We start from the raw sequence: 12,781 nt of genomic DNA, 5'->3' as shown, positions 1-12,781 counted from the left end.
GACTGTTTTAAAAATCAATTTCTCTAACATAATGTATAGATATTGCAAAGCAGGCTCTAACCCAATTAATAAGATCCAAAGAAAATCCCCAAAAATACGAGTAAATATGGTATAATTAAAATAAATAACCGTATGCGGGGGTATTTAGCCATGATGGGTAAACTAACAAACCAAATTAACTTTTCTGATACAGATGAATGGTATAAACGAATACCCCAAAATTCATTTTGGCATAAAGTACGTTAATGGGCAGAAGAAAACCTGCCAGACGATGACTTTGCCCATCTATATTCCAGTAATAGGGGACGCCCGTCAAAGTACCTTTACCGTGATCCGTAAAGCCACAGCCCGGGTATTACGCCAGGCTGACGTTGAGGGCTTTATTGAAGATATAAGACAAAAACTCAATCGTGATGATTACCTTAACAATAAAAAAACCACTAAGTACCTCCGTCAACCAATGTAAATGGATGTTTTAATAAAGACAAATTCATCATTGATCTGGATAACAAATTTATAGAATGCCCCGCCGGATTTCGACTTGAAATAGATAGGGAACTGGGAGAAAAGGAAGTATGCTGTAAATTTCCCCAAAAACAGTATCAAAATTGCGATCTAAGAAATCAATGCACCAAAAGCAAAGATGGCAGGACAGTAAGAATACATCCGCATGAAGCATCATTGCAAAAGGCACGTAAATAACAACAAACAGCAGAGTTTAAAGAGGAGTATCGTTTCCGTAGTCGGATTGAGAGAATAATTTATTGTGTTACTAAAAATGGAGCCAGAAAGGGTAAATATAATGGACTTGAAAAAAATAGATTCAAGTTGCAACTCCATATGGCCTTACATAATATCAAAGCAATACTTTCTTTAGCTAAAAAAATCCTGCGATAGTTGTATAGGGATAAGTGCGTCTATTCGTTAGGAATTATATGGAAGAATAGTATTGTGTATGCTTCATTATGCTGTTTAATTAAATTGTTTGATGATCTTTCGATAGAAACAACCACCAAATACTGTAGTTTTACCTATTAATACCAATGAGATAGTTGAAATTATTAATGTAAATCAAAAAAAGATTATTTTTGAAACAGTCTAGTTCGTGTAGCCCTCATCTTTAGCTAATTACCAAGCACAACATTGCTTGACACTCTATAAATGTATAGGCAGCATCTATCTGAGTAGCTTTTTAATCGTTTTACTACCTGCATTTGATACATAAATATTACCGTAACTGTCAATTGCTATGCCACTAGGCCGTTCAGAACCTTCGTTACCGGTAATGTCAGTCAAAATACCATTCATTAGCTTTCCGATCCTAGGATACAATACGCCACCAATAAATCTATTGGTTATAACATACACATTGCCGGAATTATCCACCGCCAAACTATCAGGATATATTAGCCATGCGTTGCCAGTAATATCCGTCCAGGTGCCATTCACTAGCTTTTTGATTTTGTTATTATTTAGATCAGCAACATACACATTTCCAGAACCGTCCACAGCTACTCCATAAGGTTCCCCGTCAAAATTGATGGTGATGTCCACCCAGGCATTGCCGCCGTTCGCCAGTTTTTTGATTTTGCTATGCCATGTATCTGCAACATACACATTTCCGGAACTGTCCACAGCCAAACCATGAGGCATTTTAAAATCTCCATTGCCAGTGATGTCTATCCATGTGCCATTCACAAATTTTTCGATTGTCCTAACACCTACCACGTACAAATTCCCGGAACTGTCAATAGCCACTTTAACAGGAATGTCAGAATCAAAATTGCAGATGATATCCGTCCAAGTGCCGTTAACCAGTTTTTTAATTTTCCTTTTACCTGTATCTGCCACATAAACATTGCCGGAGCTGTCCACCGCTATGTCCTCAAGTCCACTAAAATTTACATTACCAGTAATATCTACCCAAGTGCTGTCACTAGCCGTTAATAGCTGCGTTGAAGGGTTCATCGGCTGATGGGATTGCCCATTTAACCAATTAATAGCACCACTAACGTCGGTTCGTTGCTGTCCTTGCGGCCAACAAATGACTGCTTGGTTCTTGTTGTCCCATGCAACTTGATAGCCCAAACCTTCGGCAATATACCTAGCAGGGAGAAAAACTCTATTCTGAATTAATAAAGGGCTTACATTAATTTGCATAATCTTTCCGTTAATAGTGACTTGATCTTGCCCTATTGTCATTTGCAGTATGGTATCAGAATCTTTTATGGTTACTGTTTGAGTCGAGTCGTCCCAGGTAATGTTGCCAGTAGTTATACCGAAGGCGTTGCTAAGGAACCTTACAGGTACATAAATCCTGTCGTTATGCAAAAACGGTGATACATCCATTGGGGCACCTGGGGGATTGTTAACTGTATAAAAAGGGGTATTGATTTTGAAGACGACGGATATAATTTTGATATCATCTTGGAAGTAGTGGTACATCGGGTCAGATAGGGCTGGAAATACTACAATAATAGCTAGGATAAAGGCTATCGCGAAAATAATTACTTTTTTCATCCTTGGTTTTTTCACCTTTCTTTTCTTTTATTTATTAATAAAAATTTGGCTATTAACCCTAGTAATAAAATAAGCAATTTTATTAAAAAAATATCACTATATTTCATCAGTATTTACAGTGGTTACTTTGTTAATTAAAATAAATTATAACCCGAGTTTGGCGTAATTTATTTCTAACGCCATGAATATCAGGGTCTCAAGGGATATTCTTAAAAAATGTAGTCCCAATCCATACTAGATAACCTGCCAATACTTGATATTACTGGGCTTATAAACCCTAAAATTTATTTGGGACTACATGAGTTAGCCACAACCCGCAGATCTTTGTATAATGCGGTATGGTAAATTATGTAACTAGGCTTAGGTTATAACATTATCTTTTATTGTAACGGATATTAAAACAGCTTGTTCAAACCGTTAAATTCGAATAAGTGTCCTCCTTCTAAATAGAAGTGATTAATAAAGTAATGGTAATTTTTACTCCTATCCTGTAAAATAGAATCAAGTGTGGGGAGGGGTATTATTACCATGAGGAAATTGCATTTAAACAATCCACAAAATTTAACCATTGAGGATTTGAATAAGATAAAAAGAGAAACACCATATAAACTAAGATGCAGAGTTCAAGCTGTTATTCTTGTCATGAAAGGGAGACAAGCAAAGCAGATTGCCGAATATCTTGATATAAGTGAACAAACCATAAGAAAATACGTTGCTTACTTTAATGAAGGTGGAGTTAAAAAACTGCTTCATGTATCAAAAAAGCCGGGAAGACCGCCAAGGCTAACCAATGAACAAAAAGAAGAGGTCAAAGAGGTACTGAAACAATCACCATCAGAGGTTGGTTTTAGTACCCATACTACTTGGAATTGTAAAACCCTCGCTGCTTACATTTATGATACATACGGCGTTAAATATACATCAGATGGTGTTTGGCGCATGCTTCTTAAGATGGATTTTCGTTATAATCGTCCCACTTATGTATTAGCCAAAGCTGATCCGGAAAAACAAAAAGCTTTTCAAGATGAGCTGGAAGAGTTAAAAAAATCTCACTGAATGTGAAATACTCCTATATGTGGATGCATCTCACATTAGGGATTATCAAGGTTTACAACGAGCATGGTTCCCAAAAGGTGAGCAAAAAAAGATTAAGACCTATGGACACCATGCAAAAGTTACATTATACGGTGCTTTAAACTACTATACGGGTAAAGTTTTTTGTGTAAATTATGACAAAATCGATGCAGAAAAATTCAAAGATTTTCTTAAAAAATTGGTATCACATTTTTTAAAAGATGACATTTCTAAAATTTACATTGTTCTTGATAATGCAAGAGTTCATCATGCAAAATTACTTAAAGACTTTTTAGACGAGCATAAGGATCATCTGTTTTTGAAATTTATTCAACCCTACTCACCCAATCTGAATTGCATAGAAGAGTTATGGAAATGGTTAAAAAATACAGCTATTTATAATCGCTTTCATAAAAATGCTTCAGAAATTCAAAAATCTGTTGACTCGTTTTTAGAGGAAATCAAATGCTGTTCGGAAGATGTGAAAAAGAGACTTTGCGTTTAATTTATAACGATATTTATTATTTCTGTTCTATATAGTAAGCATCAAATGCATATTATCTTGGGTTAGGATACCACGATCAATAATCATCTCAAATTCTTGGTCATCGGTAATCTCTTTAACCTTCTCGAATGAACGCTCAAAAGTCGTACCGCCTTGAACATTACCGGAATCAATTGATGATGTTACCGGCAAAGATGCACCAGAGGCTATCGTAAGATTAAGGATTAATTGTTTTAAACCCGTTAGACCACCATACCCGTATTGAACTTTATCGTTATCCTCCATAACACCAGAGACTGGAATGGAGGATGTGTCATTGTAAAAAGTGTTAAGTGGAACTCCAAATTTCTTGGATGCTGATAAAACAATATCCTGCAATACATTAGCCATATATTTTGCATTTGAGTTTATAGCGTCAAGGGCTCTACCCATTTTGTCATCATTAAATTTTTCGGACGGTATACCGAGTATTGTTTCGACCTGCCAGTTTTTACAAGCTTCTTCAAATTTATATAAACGGGTGAGATCTTTATTTCTGCCCAGCATGTCGCCAACCATTATTTCACATGCCAAACCAGTACTTACCCGATATTTAGAACCGTTGGCTCTGTCTTCACGTAGATGTTCATAAGTAACATATTCTTCGCCTATAAAGTTGTCAATTATTTTACCGATGCCCAGGCTTCTTGCTAAAAAGACACCGATAAGTACTGCACCTGAGGGATCTGCCTTCGGAACTTCTACTTTTAATTCGGGCATTATCTTCATCAATATTTCGGGGGGTAATTTAGCTAGTTGTTCTAAAATAGGTTGTAAGTCCATGACGATCCCTCACTAATATTTATTCTTATTAGTGATAATTCGACACAAAAAACAGAGATCCTTCCAGTTTATGGATCAATTTTTTTTATGGTTGTAATTAATATTACTTATGCTCCACTATTTTACAGGTTTAAATTTTTATCTTGCGGAAGGTGGGTCTTCTAACCATACACGTATCTAAAAAGTTTGGTGTGCCTCTGGATCGTTTTTTCCTTGATACCTCGTTGTTAGAGTTAGATGGCGAATTTACTAAGGCTCCAAAGGTTGTTCCCGGTCGTGGTAGAAATTCATTCAGCCAGCTGATTGCAAGTTTGACTGCTGCAGCCGGTTCGCGTATTCCTATTAAGTCCGAATTGTGGCCGGGTAATACCTTTGATGGTCACACACTACCAAATGCTTTTAAAGCAATAGATCGGGTAGCCCCGCCGGGATCTATTGAGTTGATTATGGACCGGGCTTTCCCAACCCTCAGTAACATTTTATTTTTACAAAATCAATGGGATAAAAGACCATGTTACTGGATTTCCCCATTAAAAACAGGATTAGCCGGAAAGCATTTTAAAAACTTGGTGTTTAGTATTTGGGAATCAAACTCATGGCAACTGATTGAATACCGCTCTGCCAAAGAAATTCGTGATAAGATACCACCTTCGTTGACTGCATATGAAACTACGTGGGTACTGAAGGAAGAAATTAAGCCTGAATTAGATCCCGGTCAAAAAAGACGTCCAAACGGCTCGATCCGGCATGTAGAAATACCTGTGCGTTGCGTTATATTTCGCCATGAAGAACGAGCAGTTAATGAAAAAACCGGACGAGAAGCCAATCGCAAAAAACTTGATATGGCGTTACAAGGATTTCAAAAGAAAATTAATCTACGTAGCCTAAAAACGGTAGAAGCTTGTGAAAATAGCTTAAGAACCTTGTTGAATGGCTATAAACAGATAAAATCATTTGTTAATGTTGTGTTTTCAACAAATGAGCATAATTCAGTTATTATGAACTGGACTTGGGATGAAGTGGCACTTGCTCATGAAGAAAAACTTGATGGTATATTCGCTCTGCTGACAAATTATGACGCAGACAGAGTATCTGCAAATAAACTTATTAAGAAATACAGGGAGCGTAATCAGATTGAGGTAAACTTTAAAGATTTAAAGGGCCTGTTGGATTTAGAAAGAATATTTCTCCAACTTCCCGAACGTATTGAAGCGTATGTGTTTCCTAAGACACTCGCGTATTTTGTTTTAGCCTTTCTCCGGTGGTATGCTGAGGAAAAGGGTGGAATTAAAACTACCGAAAAAAAGATTCAAGAGTCTTTTGGTGATATGTTACTGATAGGCAATAAAATTCAGCTGTTGGATTTAACTGCCTACTCGTTGGGCAATGATACTTCACTTGCTGAATGGTTCTGGACTACATTAGGTCTTCCTAATCCAATAAAAGTTGTTGATGAATTGAATTCAGAAACACTTGTTCTTTTAGATCAGGCAATTGATGACTGGTATAAAACTTGGTTAGATCAAAATGCTATAAATTAGTTCGTGTATTGTTGATTTGTTAGTCTTAGCTTCTTAGTATGTCAATTTTTATTAAAAAGGTGGTTGTTCTGGTACTAAAAGGATGATCTGTTTTGTATACGTCAATATGGTTGTAGATGGATATTATTTTAATACAACGAGAGATTTGTGTCCTTTTTTAAATATACATTAGATGATTAATTCAACTTATAATTTTCTTTAATCAAAGTAAATGCCACTTGAGTTAATATTTTACTGAATATTAATCTAAGTTTGCGAAATACAGGACTAAATCATCTCAAATTGGATAGTTGTGTATCAAGAATATAAGGACTGTAAAACTTAGGATACAAGTCCCAGGCATTTTATTGCCTTAATTACAAAAGTTATTGTTCTGACTATCTTTCGCATTCTACACAAAGCCAGTGAAACAAAAATACATAATATGGTTAGTTAGATATTGGTAGCATAACCTGATGACATTGAGTCCTACCCTGGTACTCATTGACCGTCTGGCCAAGAGGCGTGGCAGGAGCGTCTGGTACTGGCTGCGGGAGTTGAACCCAGCATCAAGCGATTATAAGTCACTCGTTTTACCGTTAAACTACGCCAGTATAATTTCTTGATTATTGGTTCCACATATGATACCATAGCATTAAGGCGGTGACATTAATGACTAAATTTAGCAAGCTATACACTAAAATAGTTCGTAATCCTAAAGATGTAGAATTTGATGAGCTTGATAAAATTTTTAAAAAATATAACTTTAAACGGCGGCAACCAAGTAAAGGCTCCAGCCATTACACTTACTTTCACGATAAAATAGATGATATAGTCACAGTCCCAAAAGATAAACCAATTAAAGCCATTTACGTTAAAATCGCCATAGCCGCAATAGAAAAATTAAGAAAAGAGGATGAGTAAATTGAAAAACATGGAATATTATCTCAAACTCAATTATGATATAAAGTTACGAAAACTCACGGAAGATGAGGGTGAAGGATGGTTAGCTCAAATCCCGCTACTTCCTGGCTGCATGTCTGATGGCGACACACCAGTAGAAGCCCTTGCAAATATCGAAGATGCTAAAAAATCCTGGATTGAAACATGCCGCGAACTTGGCCGCCCTGTACCTGAACCAATAACCGATGAACATTCTGGCCAATTAAGAATTCGTATACCCAAAACACTTCATCGAATATTAGCTGAAAGAGCGAAAGAGGAAAATATTAGCCTTAACCAGTATATAAACTATCAGTTATCTCGCGGTGTTGGCTATACTCCTAAATAAAAACGGATCGAGCAACAAAGGCTCGGTCTTTTTTTCTATAGACGGAAAAAGAAGCCTTACGGCTCCTTCGTTTCTTAACGCATGTGCTTAAGAATCTATCGTTTCTTATACCCAGCTTAACTCCTCCACAGCCCTCTGTAAATCATCCTCGCCCGGCTGGGTATAAGTTAAAGTCTGCTGAATATTAGGTGTGCTCGAAAAAATTTGAAAAGAGAAAATCATTCTTTCCAAATCTTTACCGGGGTTTGGCACCATTAAATAAATACCATTCACTCATTCATACTTCCCACCTTCTGCAAGATAAAAATTAAAATCTGTAAAATAGTGGTGCATAAGTAATATTAATTACAACCATAAAAATAACTGATCTATGAATTGGAAAGATTTCTGTTTTTTGTTTTGAATTATCACTAATAAAAGTATTTATAAGTATTATACAAAAAAACAGACATGAGGGGGATAAAAGTAAAGTATATCTACGATGGCAAGGGTGAACTTATTATTGTGGAGGATTATGGAGATGATTACAAGGAAGTGACAACCGTAGCCTTTGATCCCAACAGGCTTCCACAAAAAAAGTTCGAGAGGTCTATAAACTAGGCCTACCAATAAGGGATAGAGCGATGCATGTGGAAAATTATATATTTGATGCTTTTGGGAATATGACAAGTTATACTGACCCGTTGGCAGACAGAGATGGCTATGGCGATCCAATGGATAGTGAGCACACAACTACGTATACCTACCCAACCGACAGATATCATATCCCGAGATCAAAAACATGGAAGAAAGATGCTGCTGCCACATTAAAAATCGAGTATGATTTTACTTCTAATGGAAATGTAACACAGGAAAGAAAGATACACGCAGGGAATAATTTAGTTAGCGACTATCGGTATGACAACTGCTACGACTATGACGCCGCGGGCAACAGGAAAAGCATGACCGACGCCACTGGGACAACCACTTACAATTACTACAACAACAACTGGTTGAAAGACGTGATAAAAGGCGGGGTAACCCAGATCCATTACGAGTATGATGACGTCGGAAATATCTTCTCGGTTACAGATAAAAAAGGTTTCATAACCAGTTACAGATATGACAGCTGCAGCAGGATGTACACAGTAACCTTTAGCGGAAAAACAACAATCTACACCTATGACGCAAACGGCAACAGGCAATCCATCACCTACCCCGGCGGGACGAAAGAAGAATACGCCTATAACAAAAACAACAAACTGTTGACCCTGACCAACAAAAACCCGGGCGGCGGTGTAATTTCAAACTATAGCTACACCTACTACGACAACGGGCTGCAAAACACCAGGACCGACAGCTGCGGCACCACCACCTACACCTACTGCCCGGCAGGGCAGATAAAGACAGTCACCGCGCCGGGCAAGACCACCGTATATACCTATGACGGTGCGGGGAACAGGCAGACCGCCAGCGAAACCTATGCCTCCGACCAGTCCAGCGGATATACAAACGATGACGGAAGTAATATAAAATACAGAGTAAAGAGCAGCCAGTATCTCTACTCCAACACCGGCAAGCTGCTAAGTATCGTAGAGAGCATGCGGGACGCGGCCGGTAGCGAGTTGCTGCAAAAGAAAACCGGTTACACCTACGACAAAAACGGCAACCAGACACACTCACTGGCGGAATTCCTCAAACCGGCAGCAACAGGCACAATGGAAACAATAAATATTGGGGCATACAGTGACAACATAAAACAGCCCTTAGACAGCACCATTGAAATCACAGACAACACCTATGACGGCTTCAACCGGTTGAAAAAAGCCGAAACAACCAAATCCGGCAAGCGGGCAGTGGCATAATTTTTCTATAACGGAGACGATCTGAGAATTCAAAAGGTGGTCAAGAAACTGGACGCCGGCTATACGCCCGAAGTAACTAACTACCTTTACAGCGGCTCGCATGTTATACTGGATACAGACGTGTCCGATAATGTAAAAACAAGGTATATCCAGGGAATAAACTACATCTGCCGATAGATGCAGCAAACAAAATATCCTACTTTATGTACAACGGGCACGGTGATGTGGTGCAGACCGTCGCCGAAAACGGCACAGTTGAAAACCAGTACGACTACGACATCTTTGGCAACCCGACCCTGGCAACAGAACAATACGCGAATACCATCAGGTACGCCGGAGAGTTCTATGACAGTGAAACCGGGTTGTACTACCTACGGGCACGATACTATGAGAGCTATACCGGCAGGTTTATGTCAGAGGATAGCTATACCGGTCAGATTGACAGTCCATTAAGCCTGAACCTGTACACTTATTGTGAGAACGACCCGATTAACATGATTGACCCTTCGGGACGAGGCAAAGTATGGAATCGTTTCGGTGAAGTAATAGGTACTACCTCCGGATCGGACTATACTGATTACAGTCAGAAAGCCACAGATACGCATACCAGTAAAGAACAGGCGTCCAAACCATGGACGAGCTCTTCAAGCAGTAGCTCCACCTTAGCAGTTCTAATAACAGCTCCAGCAGCGGATCAAAAAGTTCCGGTAGTAAATCAAGCAATGTATCATCAATTTCAAGCAATGGCAGCGGCTTGAAAGAAGATTATTCCAATGCGGTATGGAATAATTATGGAGAGGTTATTGGATATAACTCGTTAGGCTTTAGCTATACAGACCACAGCCAAGAGGTATTAAACATACATGGTGGCGGTGAACAGGCCTATAAGGAATATACTCCCTCAACTCCGTAAGGGTTGCAAAATATGGTTATAGCTATGCCTAAAATAGCAAGTAGTGCTCATGCCGAAAGTGAACATATCCTGCTGGGATATAATGGAGATTTATCTGGCCTGAGACTAACTGTTGGATATAGTTTATGCCTTAGTGATTATGAGTTTAACAACTTTCTTTGGCATTCACTTGATCCTGAACATAAAGGATATTATATAACACCTGATGGTGATGTGTTAAAATTTAATTATGAGACAGGGGAAATTACCGGGGGATATAATTCAAGAAAAAAAGCATTAATTGATTTAGGCCGGGCATTTTCTCAGAGTGCTATTCCTACTAATATTTATAGTTTTGGGAGATATTTTAAAAATGTTATAAAGATAAATAAGGGCGCGAGTAAGGCCAATCAATGGGTTGATGAAGCAGGAAATATAAAATGGCCTGTAAATAGAGGTTTTGCCGGACAACCCGTGGAAACGACATTGAAACCGGGAACGCGAATTGATAGATATGGCTATGATAGCGGTACATTTGTTTCACCTGAAGGAACACCATATGCAAATCGAGCTTTAGAACCGGGAACAGAAACTAAGCCGTACAATGTTTATGAAGTTGTTAAGCTAAGGTACAAGCTGGTGAAATAGCACCATGGTTTGACCAGCCTGGTGGAGGTATACAATATGAATTTAGTCAGTCTATTAACAACCTGTTAAAAGCGGGAATAATAAAAAGGGTGGGACCATAATATGACTAAGAATGATTTAAGAAAGATGTTGATTAACAGCAATATCCCTAAAGATACATATTCTTTAGAGGGCGGTTTACCAAATGAAGCGTATTGCTTCAATCAAAATGGGGATAAGTGGGAAGTATATTACAGTGAGCGAGGTCAAAAATCAGGGCTGAAACTCTTTTCAACAGAGGATGAAGCATGTGACTACTTCTATAAATCTTTAGTTCAAATGTTAAAGGGTATGGGCATATTATAATTGCTATTTACTTACATAGGTCACACAGTTTCGGTTGCTGTGACCTTGTTTTTTCTATGCCGAGGTTAATGTATAAAAAATAAGGTGGACAGTTTAGACTTGGATTGGTGTATTGCTTCCACCCAACGAGTATTATTGAAGAATCTATGAAAGTTCCATTGCAACCAAAGTTAATGTAAAACGTCTACATCCAAGTATGCAGCATGTTTTGTCACAACAATGTCATCCATTTTTAAAACCAGCAAACAAAATTCCTACAGTAGTTTATTGATTAGTAGGAATTTTTTTGGCATTTGTGTAGTCTATTTTTAAGTGAATGACAACAATTTTGGAAATAATTTAAAACGCATTTTCAATGCCAATTAGATAGGATATAATTTCATAAAGAAGGAAGGTGAATGATTTGGAAACAGAAATCACCCTGCACAACAATGATGTGATCATGAAAGCAATGGCAGAAACCTTTAAAGATAAAACGCTTCGTCTCTTTGGCTTGAATACAGCAAAAATTATAGGTGTGATACCTACCATTTTACCCGTTTTGGAAGTCAAAGAGAATAGAATAGACTATATATTTCTGTTAGAAGATAACACACTCCTGCATTTGGAATTTCAAACTACCGTTAATTTAGAAAATCTGAAACGATTTTTACTCTATGATGCCAGACTAATCAACAAAGACAATCGGAACGTCAATACCGCTGTTGTTTACTCCGGGCGGATAAAAATAGCCCCAGATCAACTAAAGAAAGGCTCCATAGTTTACCAGGTAATCAATGTTTATATGAAAGACTATGACGGAGACGCAGAATATAAGAGATTGAATGATAAAATACTCAAGCACGAGGAGTTGGATGAGGAAGATATATTGAAGCTGATCTTTTTACCCCTGATGAAGAGCAAGCAAACCGAAGAGGAAATGGCTATTCGCGCGGCAGAACTGGCTAAAGAAGTAGAGGGTGAAATCAAGAAGACCTTCATAATTGGTACAATTATAGCCGTTACCGATAAGTTTATGTCTGAAGACTACAAAAAGAAATTACTGGAGGTGTTGAGAATGACCCAAATCGAGCAGTGGATTAGAGAAGAAGGTAGAGAAGAAGGTATAAAAAAGGGTAGAGAAGAAGGTATAAAAGAGGGTAAAATGGAAACGGCCAAAGCAGCCCTAGCAAAAGGTTTCAGTATTGAAGATGTTATTGAAATTACCGGGTTGACTAAAGAAGTAGTTCGAAAATTAAAAAATGAGATGAATTAGGCAAGCAGTAAAAAATCCAAATTTAATTTTTCCCGGATAAATCATTAATCTGGCCAGTTCTGCTC

Annotated in this window: 16 protein-coding genes, 1 tRNA gene and 1 pseudogene; 14 read left to right on the top strand and 4 right to left on the bottom strand. The window is 37.9% G+C overall.

Annotation, left to right across the window (positions count from 1 at the left end; translation table 11 throughout):
* Positions 1 to 150: 150 nt before the first annotated feature.
* Positions 151 to 905: pseudogene (locus DTOX_RS22460) on the top strand (transposase).
* A gap of 271 nt (positions 906 to 1,176) precedes the next feature.
* On the opposite strand, the gene DTOX_RS21695 reads toward DTOX_RS22460, so the two are convergent.
* The gene (locus DTOX_RS21695; protein ID WP_015758876.1) at positions 1,177 to 2,520 is read right to left on the bottom strand and encodes a stalk domain-containing protein; all 1,344 of its coding nucleotides are present in this window, start codon (positions 2,518 to 2,520) and stop codon (positions 1,177 to 1,179) included.
* Positions 2,521 to 3,048: 528 nt separating this feature from the next.
* Here DTOX_RS21695 and DTOX_RS24960 point away from each other — a divergent pair.
* Positions 3,049 to 3,576 (top strand): IS630 family transposase, encoded by a 528-nt coding sequence (locus DTOX_RS24960; RefSeq protein ID WP_042315661.1) that lies wholly within the window; start codon positions 3,049 to 3,051, stop codon positions 3,574 to 3,576.
* Positions 3,577 to 3,595: 19 nt separating this feature from the next.
* Complete coding sequence (locus tag DTOX_RS24955; protein ID WP_278184562.1) at positions 3,596 to 4,099, top strand: IS630 family transposase; 504 nt, start codon at positions 3,596 to 3,598, stop codon at positions 4,097 to 4,099.
* 27 nt (positions 4,100 to 4,126) lie between these two features.
* On the opposite strand, the gene DTOX_RS16765 is transcribed toward DTOX_RS24955, so the two are convergent.
* Positions 4,127 to 4,921 carry a DUF4277 domain-containing protein gene (locus DTOX_RS16765; protein WP_015758874.1) on the bottom strand — a complete coding sequence of 265 codons (795 nt, stop codon included), beginning with the start codon at positions 4,919 to 4,921 and terminating at the stop codon, positions 4,127 to 4,129.
* A gap of 152 nt (positions 4,922 to 5,073) precedes the next feature.
* Here DTOX_RS16765 and DTOX_RS16760 point away from each other — a divergent pair, with 152 nt between their 5' ends.
* Positions 5,074 to 6,462 (top strand): IS1634 family transposase, encoded by a 1,389-nt coding sequence (locus DTOX_RS16760; RefSeq protein ID WP_157862999.1) that lies wholly within the window; start codon positions 5,074 to 5,076, stop codon positions 6,460 to 6,462.
* A 518-nt stretch (positions 6,463 to 6,980) separates the two neighbouring features.
* Here DTOX_RS16760 and DTOX_RS16755 read toward each other — a convergent pair.
* Positions 6,981 to 7,055, bottom strand: a tRNA-Ile gene (locus DTOX_RS16755).
* 58 nt (positions 7,056 to 7,113) lie between these two features.
* On the opposite strand from DTOX_RS16755, the gene DTOX_RS16750 reads away from it, so the two are divergent.
* Together DTOX_RS16750 and DTOX_RS16745 are read left to right on the top strand one after the other, a co-directional pair.
* On the top strand, positions 7,114 to 7,365 hold the full coding sequence (locus tag DTOX_RS16750) for a type II toxin-antitoxin system HicA family toxin (RefSeq protein WP_015758872.1): 252 nt from the start codon (positions 7,114 to 7,116) through the stop codon (positions 7,363 to 7,365).
* A gap of 1 nt (position 7,366) precedes the next feature.
* Positions 7,367 to 7,732, top strand: coding sequence for a type II toxin-antitoxin system HicB family antitoxin (locus tag DTOX_RS16745; RefSeq protein WP_015758871.1), 366 nt, complete (start codon positions 7,367 to 7,369; stop codon positions 7,730 to 7,732).
* Positions 7,733 to 7,837: 105 nt separating this feature from the next.
* Here the strand turns inward: DTOX_RS16745 and DTOX_RS23205 are convergent, their stop codons facing one another.
* Positions 7,838 to 8,005 (bottom strand): hypothetical protein, encoded by a 168-nt coding sequence (locus DTOX_RS23205; protein ID WP_015758870.1) that lies wholly within the window; start codon positions 8,003 to 8,005, stop codon positions 7,838 to 7,840.
* Between the two features lie 177 nt (positions 8,006 to 8,182).
* Between DTOX_RS23205 and DTOX_RS23200 the strand changes: the two genes are divergently transcribed.
* The 8 genes from DTOX_RS23200 to DTOX_RS16720 all read left to right on the top strand — a co-directional run bounded on the left by DTOX_RS23200 (position 8,183) and on the right by DTOX_RS16720 (position 12,716).
* Positions 8,183 to 8,332, top strand: a complete 150-nt coding sequence (locus DTOX_RS23200) for a hypothetical protein (protein ID WP_157862998.1) — start codon at positions 8,183 to 8,185, stop codon at positions 8,330 to 8,332.
* A gap of 29 nt (positions 8,333 to 8,361) precedes the next feature.
* Positions 8,362 to 9,576 (top strand): RHS repeat protein, encoded by a 1,215-nt coding sequence (locus DTOX_RS16740; RefSeq protein ID WP_207635998.1) that lies wholly within the window; start codon positions 8,362 to 8,364, stop codon positions 9,574 to 9,576.
* A 36-nt stretch (positions 9,577 to 9,612) separates the two neighbouring features.
* Positions 9,613 to 9,753 carry a hypothetical protein gene (locus tag DTOX_RS23515; RefSeq protein ID WP_162013541.1) on the top strand — a complete coding sequence of 47 codons (141 nt, stop codon included), beginning with the start codon at positions 9,613 to 9,615 and terminating at the stop codon, positions 9,751 to 9,753.
* Positions 9,754 to 9,800: 47 nt separating this feature from the next.
* Positions 9,801 to 10,334, top strand: coding sequence for an RHS repeat-associated core domain-containing protein (locus tag DTOX_RS16735; RefSeq protein WP_042316071.1), 534 nt, complete (start codon positions 9,801 to 9,803; stop codon positions 10,332 to 10,334).
* Positions 10,335 to 10,501: 167 nt separating this feature from the next.
* Positions 10,502 to 11,116 (top strand): TNT domain-containing protein, encoded by a 615-nt coding sequence (locus DTOX_RS21690; RefSeq protein WP_052292966.1) that lies wholly within the window; start codon positions 10,502 to 10,504, stop codon positions 11,114 to 11,116.
* On the top strand, positions 11,113 to 11,217 hold the full coding sequence (locus DTOX_RS25440) for a glycohydrolase toxin TNT-related protein (RefSeq protein WP_083773542.1): 105 nt from the start codon (positions 11,113 to 11,115) through the stop codon (positions 11,215 to 11,217). Before DTOX_RS21690 ends, DTOX_RS25440 begins: the two co-directional genes overlap by 4 nt.
* A gap of 1 nt (position 11,218) precedes the next feature.
* Entirely contained in the window at positions 11,219 to 11,461 is a 243-nt protein-coding gene (locus DTOX_RS16725; protein WP_015758869.1) for a hypothetical protein, read from the top strand.
* 403 nt (positions 11,462 to 11,864) lie between these two features.
* Complete coding sequence (locus DTOX_RS16720; RefSeq protein ID WP_015758868.1) at positions 11,865 to 12,716, top strand: Rpn family recombination-promoting nuclease/putative transposase; 852 nt, start codon at positions 11,865 to 11,867, stop codon at positions 12,714 to 12,716.
* Positions 12,717 to 12,781: the final 65 nt, after the last annotated feature.

It is taken from the genome of Desulfofarcimen acetoxidans DSM 771, assembly GCF_000024205.1.
Lineage (GTDB): Bacteria > Bacillota > Desulfotomaculia > Desulfotomaculales > Desulfofarciminaceae > Desulfofarcimen > Desulfofarcimen acetoxidans.
Note: the sequence above shows the minus strand (reverse complement) of the source record. Positions and strands in the feature narration are given on the sequence as shown.